Annotated in this window: 6 protein-coding genes; 2 read left to right on the top strand and 4 right to left on the bottom strand. The window is 73.8% G+C overall.

Going from position 1 to position 8,618, the window contains the following annotated elements:
- Window positions 1–261: 261 nt before the first annotated feature.
- The gene (locus tag ACYVJ0_RS13310; protein WP_460818332.1) at window positions 262–1,530 is read right to left on the bottom strand and encodes a CDP-glycerol glycerophosphotransferase family protein; all 1,269 of its coding nucleotides are present in this window, start codon (window positions 1,528–1,530) and stop codon (window positions 262–264) included.
- 109 nt (window positions 1,531–1,639) lie between these two features.
- On the opposite strand from ACYVJ0_RS13310, the gene ACYVJ0_RS13305 reads away from it, so the two are divergent.
- On the top strand, window positions 1,640–2,752 hold the full coding sequence (locus ACYVJ0_RS13305) for a glycosyltransferase family 2 protein (RefSeq protein ID WP_460818331.1): 1,113 nt from the start codon (window positions 1,640–1,642) through the stop codon (window positions 2,750–2,752).
- Between the two features lie 22 nt (window positions 2,753–2,774).
- Here ACYVJ0_RS13305 and ACYVJ0_RS13300 read toward each other — a convergent pair whose 3' ends face one another.
- Genes ACYVJ0_RS13300 through ACYVJ0_RS13290 form a run of 3 tightly spaced genes read right to left on the bottom strand, consistent with a single transcriptional unit; the run spans window position 2,775 to window position 7,024 of the window.
- Complete coding sequence (locus ACYVJ0_RS13300; RefSeq protein WP_460818330.1) at window positions 2,775–4,205, bottom strand: CDP-glycerol glycerophosphotransferase family protein; 1,431 nt, start codon at window positions 4,203–4,205, stop codon at window positions 2,775–2,777.
- Window positions 4,202–5,470 (bottom strand): CDP-glycerol glycerophosphotransferase family protein, encoded by a 1,269-nt coding sequence (locus ACYVJ0_RS13295; RefSeq protein ID WP_449853352.1) that lies wholly within the window; start codon window positions 5,468–5,470, stop codon window positions 4,202–4,204. Before ACYVJ0_RS13295 ends, ACYVJ0_RS13300 begins: the two co-directional genes overlap by 4 nt.
- 45 nt (window positions 5,471–5,515) lie before the next feature.
- Window positions 5,516–7,024: a S1C family serine protease gene (locus ACYVJ0_RS13290; RefSeq protein ID WP_460818329.1), complete on the bottom strand. Its 1,509-nt coding sequence runs from the start codon at window positions 7,022–7,024 to the stop codon at window positions 5,516–5,518.
- Between the two features lie 128 nt (window positions 7,025–7,152).
- Here ACYVJ0_RS13290 and ACYVJ0_RS13285 point away from each other — a divergent pair, with 128 nt between their 5' ends.
- On the top strand, window positions 7,153–8,355 hold the full coding sequence (locus ACYVJ0_RS13285) for a pyridoxal phosphate-dependent aminotransferase (protein ID WP_460818327.1): 1,203 nt from the start codon (window positions 7,153–7,155) through the stop codon (window positions 8,353–8,355).
- Window positions 8,356–8,618: the final 263 nt, after the last annotated feature.

Genomic DNA, 8,618 nt, shown 5'->3' with positions numbered 1-8,618 from the left:
GGCCTCGTCGCCTCGCCGCCCGCATCCCGCACCATCCAGGCCGTCACCGCCCACACCGGCCTCGTGAAGTACACCTGCCACGAGAACCCCACCGGCCCCGGCTGCTGACCCCCGCGAGCTTGCGGTGGTCGCTTCATCTCCGCGGCCTCCGGCCGCTCCGTTCAGCAACCGATCCGGTGCGACCTGGCGGATCCCGCGAGCTTGCGGTGGTCGCTTCATCTCCGCGGCCTCCGGCCGCTCCGTTCAGCAACCGATCGGGGGTCAGTCCTCGCCCTCGTCGTCCTCTTCGTCCGAGGCGGGCTCCTCCGTCGATCCCGCGTGCCACGTGTCCCACTCGCGCATGAGGTGCTCGATCGCCGCGTGGAAGCGGGCGGTCGGCGCGCCGGGCGAGGTGTCGCCGAAGTAGTGGCGCACCCAGTGCTGCAGGCGCTCGGTCGCCTCCGCGTCGCCGCGCACGCGCTCGACCTGTGCGATCACATCCGCCGCGTCGGCGGCGTCGAGCCACTCGCAGGCGCCGAGGTACCCGCCCTCGTCCACCTGCGCGCGCTCGTCCGCCGGCCGCGTCACGAGGAGCGACTTGCCCGCGGCGAGACGGTCATAGACCATCGCCGAGATGTCGACGATCGCCACGTCCGCCGCCGCCAGCTGCCAGCCCAGCTCCGGCCGGTCGTCGTGCACGTGGTGCGCCGACGGATCGGCCTGGTTCGCGGCGCGGATGGCCCGGATGATCCGCCGGTTCGCCTCGCCGAACGCCGCGTCCACCACCCCGCTGCGCGGATGCGGGCGGTAGATGAGGCGGTAGCGCGGATCGGCCAGCAGCGCCGCGGCAAGCGCCTCGCCGTGCGAGAGGACCGACCCGTAGTGGGCGGCGGGGCGGTCGCCTTCCCACGTGGGCGCGTACAGCACCACGGTGCGGTCATCGGGCTCGTACGGCACGACGCCCGAGTAGTGGTCGGCCTGGGGCCGGCCGATCTCGATCGTGCGCCGCTCCACGTCGTAGTCCCACAGCGTGCGCGAGAGGCGATCGCGCGCGGCCTGGCCCGCCACCAGCGCGAAGTCGTACGCCTTGTACTGGTTGGTGGTCATGTACATCTTGTCGGACTCGCCGTGGTTGATGAACACGTGCCAGCGGCGCCCGTAGCGGAACATCTGGAAGTTGCGCGTGTTCTGGTTCACGTACAGCACGACGCGGATGTCCTGCCGGCGCAGCAGCCGCTCGATGCCGCGCACCTCCGGGGTGTAGGCCACCGGCAGCGCGCCGTCGGCGATGAGCGCGCGCGCCCCCGCCGCGTTGCGCGCGATGACGAGCACCGGCCACGTCTTCGCCAGCTCCTGCAGCGGCTTGTACCACTGGCGCATCTGGTACATGTTCACGTCGCTGTCGGCGAAGTACACGGCGACCCGGTACCGATCGCGCTCGAGCGGGCCGCGCTCGCTCAGCGCGGATCGGACCGCCCGGTACGCGCTGCGACCTCGCAGCGCCTTGCGCACCAGCGCGACGGCCCTCTTCGCATCGTTCACGACTCCCACGCGCTCCACGCTATCCGGGCGGACTGGATTCGCCCTGGGACGGGTGCCGCCCGGGCGCGCCTCAGCATCATCACGGGAGCGGCATGCCGGCCCGTGCGATGATCGAGCCATGCACAGCGTCCCGGCGACCGGCCGCGCCCGCGTCCCCCGGCGCAGCGCCCCGGTGCCCCCGCCCGGCAGCGGCGTCTCGTTCGTGATGCCCGTGCTCAACGAGCGCGCGTACCTGCGGCGCGCCGTCGAGACCGTGCTCGAGCAGGAGGTCGACGGCCCCGTCGAGCTGGTACTGGCGCTCGGCCCGTCGTCGGACGGCACGAACGACCTCGCGCGCCAGCTGGCCGAGGAGGACGAGCGGATCGTGCTCGTCGACAACCCCGCCGCCGACATCCCCGTTGGCCTGAATCGCGCCATCGGCGCCAGCCGGCACCCGACGATCGTGCGCGTCGACGCGCACTCCGAGCTCGCTCCCGGATACACAGCCCGCGCGCTCGAGACGCTGCGCCGCACCGGCGCGGCCAACGTGGGCGGGGTCATGCACGCCGAGGGGCGCACGCCCTTCCAGCGCGCGGTGGCGCGGGCCTACAACTCCCCCATCGGCCTGGGCGGCGGCGCGTACCACGGCGGCCGGCGCGAGGGCGAGGCCGAGTCGGCCTACCTGGGCGTCATGCGCCGCGCCGTGATCGAGGAGGTCGGCGGCTTCGACGAGACGATCCGCCGCGGCGAGGACTGGGAGCTGAACCTGCGGATCCGCTCCGCCGGCTACCGGGTGTGGTTCGATCCCGAGCTCTCGGTGACGTACTGGCCCCGCGACAGCTGGGTGCGCCTCGCCCGGCAGTTCCACGCCACGGGCACGTGGCGCGGCGAGCTCGTGCGCCGCTACGGGCTGCGCAACTCCCTGCGGTTCTTCGCACCTCCCGTGCTCGTGCTCGCGGTGCTCGCCGCGATCGTGCTCGGCGCGCTGCAGCTCACGCGCGCGCTCTCGGGGCTGTGGGCGGTGATCGCATCGGTGCTGTACCTGCCGGTGCTGGCCTACATCGGCCTCGTCGCCGTGGTGGCGGCCGGCAGGGGCGGAGGCACGGGCTGGCGCGACAAGCTGTGGACCCTCGCCGTGCTGCCCACGATGCACCTCGCGTGGGGCGTGGGCTTCCTGCGCGGCGTGCTGCGCGGCGCCCACGACACGGTCGACACCTCGCGCCTCTCCGGGCGCAACACCCCGCTGCCGTAGGCCGGCCGGCCGGCGGACCGCGTCAGGCGCGGTCGAGGAAGCCCTGGTCGAGCAGGCGGGCGACGACGCGCTCGGACGCGCGGCCGTCGTCGCGCGCGTTGAACTGGCGCCGCCACGCGTCGTACCGCCCGGCGTAGGCCGCCGGGTCGTCTCCCAGCGCCCCGAGGAGCTCGTCGTACGTGCGCACGAGCGGGCCGGGCGCCCGCGCCGCGAGGTCGAAGTAGAAGCCGCGCAGCCGGCCCCGGTAGTGCTCGAGGTCGGGCACGAGGAAGTACATCGGCTTGCCGGTGACGGAGTAGTCGAACATCACCGAGGAGTAGTCGGTCACGAGCGCGTCGGCCACGAGCAGCAGGCTGGCTGTGTCGGGGTAGCCCGTGACGTCGACGACGCGGGGGCCCGTGACGTCCTGGCCGGGCCGCAGCGTGCGGGAGTGCCCGCGCACGAGCACGACGGATCCCGTGTCGGCCGCGAGTCGGGCGGGATCGATGAAGTCGACCATCTCGAGCCGGTCGTCCCGCCACGTGGGCGCGTACAGCAGCACCCGCTCGTCCGGCCCGATCCCGAGCGACGCGCGCGCTTCCTCGCCCCCACCGGTCACGAGCACGTCGTTGCGCGGATAGCCCTCGACCCACACCGGGCGACCGAGGAAGGCGTATGCCTTGCGCAGGATGCGCTCGGCGTACGTGTTCTGCGCGAGCAGCACGTCCCACCGTCGCGACTCCTTGACGACCGCTCCCCACCGCCGCGGCTGGAAGCCCGGCCGATGCAGCGCGAGCCGCTTGAGCGGCGTGCCGTGCCACGTCTGCAGCACGCGCTGCCCCGCGCGGCGCGCGTAGCGCCGGCGCAGCCAATCGTTGACGACGAGCAGCCGCGCCGCCCCCCGCGCGCGCCACCACTCCGGCGTGCCCTCCACGACGGCGGTCGCACCCTCCGGAACCCGCACCGAGCGGTCGACCACGCTCCAGTACCGGGTCACTCCGGGCGCCACGCGCGAGAGCTCACGGTCGATCGCGAGCGGGTTGCAGCCCGCCGCGCTGCCGTAGAAGCTCTCGAAGAACACGGCGTTCTCGAGCGGCGTCTCGTGCGTGGCGTACCGCAGCTCGAGCGCGCGCTGACCCTCGGGCGAGTCGTACGCCGGGTCGATCGGCGCGCCGATCTCCACCTCGCTCTCGACCGCCGAGGCGCGCAGCCCCGGCAGCATCGTGAGCGGCAGGCTCAGGGCCACGCGCTGCCCGGCGATCTCGACCCGGTAGGTGCCCGACGGCAGCGGCAGCGCCGGTCCGCCCCAGCGCGAGACCGTGAGGGCGAAGCGCGCCTTCCACGTCTTGCCGCGCCCCGTGAGGCGCCCGGTCACCGCGGCGCGGGGGCCGGTGAGGGTCGCACTCTCCGGCCGAGGCCCCTCGCCCTCGATGAGAAGCTCGGGTCCGTCGGGGATGAACCGGGCCGTCGTCATTCGCTGCCTTCCGTCGGCGGTCCGCTCCGCCCATCCAGTCGCGCCCGCACGATGTCGTACAGGCGGCGCGTGTTCCGTCCGTCACGATACGCGTGCACGCGGGCGCTCAGCGCCTCGGACCGCGCCACGCGCTCCGCCCGCGCGCGCGGATCGGCGAGCACCGCGTCCAGCTGCGCGAGCAGCTGCGGCCACGTGCGGGACGGATCGGGCCCTGCCACGTCGGCGTAGGTGCCGTAGAAGCCGCGCCGCGCGGCGTAGTCGTCCTCGTCCGGCGCGAGGAACAGCACCGGCAGCGGCACGAGCCCCGCGTCGTACGCGAGCGACGAGTAGTCGGTCACGAGCACGTCCACGCCGGGCAGCGCCGCCGTGATGTCGCCCAGCACATCGGATCCGAGCGCGCGCACCCGATCCGTCGCGAACGGCGGCACGTACTCGCCCGCCCCCAGCCGGTGCGAGCGCACGAGCAGCACGGCGTCGTGGCGCTCGAGGGCGTCTCGGATCCGCTCCCAGTCGGCCGCCGTCGGCACGGCCGGATCCGGCGCCCCGTCGCGCCACGTGGGCGCGTACAGGACGACGGGCGTGGTGTCCTCGAGAGGCCCCGCGGCCGCGCGCAGCGCCGCGCGGGCTCGGTCGCGCCGCTCGGCGGCGGTGCCGGCCGAGAGCGGGTCGACCCGCGGCTCCCCCGTCACGACGACGCGGTCGCCGGGTAGGCCGAAGGCCGACTCCAGGCGGCCGCGCACGAGGTGCGAGGCGGCCGGCAGCACGTCGATCCGCCGCTGCGACGCGCGGTACAGCAGGCCGAGCAGGCGGCTGATCGCGCCCGCGGCGACGGGGATCGGGCTGCGCAGCGTCTCGGGCGAGTCGAGGCCGATGCGCTTGAGCGGGATGCCGTGCCACAGCTGCACGACGAACGCGCCGGAGACGGCGTACGGGTTCACATCTCCCAGCCCGTATGCCACGACGAGCACCCGCGCGCGGGCCGTCGCCCAGAACCCGCGCAGCGAGTCGCGCCGCAGCGTGGGGATGCCGGCCTCGGCGGCGGCGCGCTCCTCCGCGTCCGAGCGGACGAGCCACACGGCGTCCACGCCCTCGGCCGCCGCCACGCGCCACAGCGCGAGCGGCCCGTCGCCGATGCCGGCGCCACAGCCGAAGACCCAGCGCCGGCCGCGCGGCACGACGAGGGTGACGAGGCGTCCCAGCAGGTACAGGGGCGCACGCAGCAGCTTCGCCGCGTTGCCCGCACCGAACGAAAACGAAGACGCCACTTCGCGAGACTATCTCGCGAAGCGGCGTCTTCCTCGAAGGGCGCCCTACTCGAGCGTGCCCAGCGTGACGTCGACCGTGTGCGCCTCGCCGTCGCGCACATAGGTGAGCGTGGCGTCGCTGCCGCCCGCGGCCGCGCGCACCTGGGCGGTGAGGTCGGTGGAGCTCGTGATCGGCACGCCGTTGAACTCGGTGACGATGTCGCCCTCGCGCAGCCCCGCCTCGGCCGCCGCGCCGCCGCGCACCAGCTCGGCGATCAGGGCGCCCTCGATCTCGGCGTCCTCGTAGGCCGCCGCGCTCGTCACGCTCGCCCCGAGCAGGCCGTGGCTGGCCGTGCCGTTCTCGATGATCTCGCCCGTGACCCGCTCGACCACGTTGGACGGGATCGAGAAGCCGATGCCGACCGATCCGGACTCCTCCGTGGTGCTGCCCGACGCCGTCGCGATCGCCACGTTGATGCCGATCAGCTGCCCCTCGGAGTTCACGAGCGCACCGCCGGAGTTGCCCGGGTTGATGGCGGCGTCCGTCTGGATCACCGCGATCGAGATGGTCTCGTTCGCGTTGCCCTGGTTCTCCTGCCCCGGGATGTCGAAGAAGAACGGCGAGTCCTCCCCCGATCCCCCGTCCGAGTCCTGCGGCTCGTCCGGGCTGTCGGGCGCGGCCGCCGAGGCGATCTGGATGCTGCGGTTGAGCGCACTCACGATGCCCGTGGTCACGGTGTTCGGCAGCCCGAGCGGCGCGCCGATCGCGACCGTCGTGTCGCCCACGTTCAGCTTCGACGAGTCGGCGAACTCGATGGGCGTCATGCCCTCGGCGCCCTCGAGCTTGATGACGGCCAGGTCGTAGACGGGGTCGGTGCCGACGATCTCGGCGTCGTAGATGCGCCCGTCCGAGTCGGTGACGCGGATGGTGCCGTCGGCCGACGCGCCACCGAGGGTGACCACGTGCGTGTTCGTCACGACGTAGCCGTCCTCGCTGAGCACCACGCCGGTGCCGCTGCCGCCCGAGTCGCCGGTCGTCACCGAGATCGTCACGGTGCTCGGCAGCGCCTCGGTCGCGATGGCCGTGGCCTCGTTCACCGATCCGGGGTTGTTCACCGTGATGGACGACGGGCTGTCCGATCCGCCGGTGGCCGCGGGCGTCGCCCACAGCTGCGTCCCCACGTACGTGCCACCCAGTCCCGACGCCCCGCCGACGACGGCGGCCGCCAGCAGCGCGCCCACGAGCAGCCCCCCGCGGCGCTTCTTCTCGGCGGGCCGGTCCTCCGGCGCGCCCGCCCGCACGCCGTCCCCCGGCGCGTCCGCGCCCACGCGGTCCTCGGGCGCGATGAACGGCGGCAGCTCGGCGGTCGCGCCGGTCAGCGGCACCGTGGGGTGCTCGTCGGCCCGAGCGGAGGCCCACGACGGCGAGAACGTCGGCGGCGCCGCGTGCCGGGCGGCCGCGTCGGCGGCCGACATCATCGGCCGCGGCGGGACCACGTGCGACGCGCGCGCCTCGGGCGTGCCGTTCTCAGCCGATGCGCTGTCGTTGCCGGCGCCGGGTACCTGGTTGTCCATCGGGTGCTCCTTCTGACGAGTCCCCTCCAGGGTGATCCGCCAACCTTTGCGCTTGCTATGTCCCGCTTCTGACGTCTCCGTGAGGGGCCGAGGGCCGCCCCTCGCGGCCCCGACGGTAGCCTGGGACGATGCGATCCGTACCCGGCGCCTGGCGGCGCACCGCCGCCGGTGCAGGACTCCTCGGCGGCGACGGCTCGGTCGCCGCCACCATCTTCGCAGAGATGTCGGCCCTCGCGGCCCGCACGGGCGCGGTGAATCTGGGCCAGGGCTTCCCCGACGAGGACGGGCCCGCCGAGGTGCTCGAGGCCGCCAGGCGCGCGATCGCCGACGGCGCCAACCAGTACCCGCCGGGCCGCGGCGTGCCCGCGCTGCTCGAGGCCATCGCGGCGCACCAGCGCCGCTTCTACGGCATCGAACTCGACCCGGCCACCGAGGTCCTCGTGACGGCCGGCGCCACCGAGGCGCTCGCGGCGGCGCTGCTCGCGCTCGTCGACGGCCCCGAGGACGAGGTCGTCGTGTTCGAGCCGTACTACGACTCCTACGCGGCGTGCGTGGCGCTGTCCGGCGCCACGCTGCGCACCGTGCCGCTGCGCGCGCCCGGATTCCAGCCCGACCTCGACGAGCTGACCGCCGCCGTCACCGACCGCACGCGCGTGATCCTCGTGAACGATCCGCACAACCCCACGGGCGCGGTCTTCTCGGCCGAGACGCGCGCGCACATCGCGCGGCTCGCCGAGCGTCACGATGCGATCATCCTCACCGACGAGGTCTACGAGCACCTCGTGTTCGGCGAGCGGCACGTGCCGATCGCCACGCTGCCGGAGGCCCGCGAGCGCACGCTCACGATCTCGTCGGCGGGCAAGACGTTCCGCACCACCGGATGGAAGATCGGCTGGATCACGGGGCCGGCCGATCTGCTCACCGCCGTGCTCACCGTGAAGCAGTACCTGACGTACGTGAACGGCTCGGCGTTCCAGCCGGCGATCGCCGTGGGGCTGAGGCTGCCGGACGCGTTCTTCCGCGGGCTCGCCGACGACATGCGCCGCAAGAAGGACGTGCTGGGCGCCGGGCTGCGCGCCGCCGGGTTCGAGGTGTTCGACCCGCAGGGCTCGTACTTCACGGTCGCCGACGCCGCGCCGCTGGGCGCGACCGACGCCGCCGAGTTCTGCCGCGCGCTGCCGCAGCGGGCCGGCGTGGCCGGCGTGCCGCTCACGGCGTTCGTCACGCCCGCGCGCCGGGCCGAGTACGCCACGCTCGTGCGCTTCGCGGCCTGCAAGCGCATCGAGGTGCTCGAGGACGCCGCCGCGCGCCTGCAGGCGGCCTTCGCCTGAGCCGCTGAGCTTGCCGTGGTCGCTTCATCTCCGCGGCCTGCGGCCGCTCCGTTCAGCAACCGATCGGGTAGCGCTCATCGGTTGCTGAACGAAGTGAGCGTCAGCGAACGAAGATGAAGCGACCACCGCAAGCGTGCCCGCCGGGGGGTGCCCCTATGTCTCTTGTCAAGCGGCGAGGGCCGGTTCGGGAAGGCGTGGCTGGTAGAGGGTGCCGTCGCGGAGCATGGCGTAGAGGACGTCGGAGCGGCGTCTGGCGAGTGCGA

It is taken from the genome of Microbacterium petrolearium, assembly GCF_054782875.1.
This window is presented reverse-complemented; position numbering and strand designations above follow the sequence as displayed.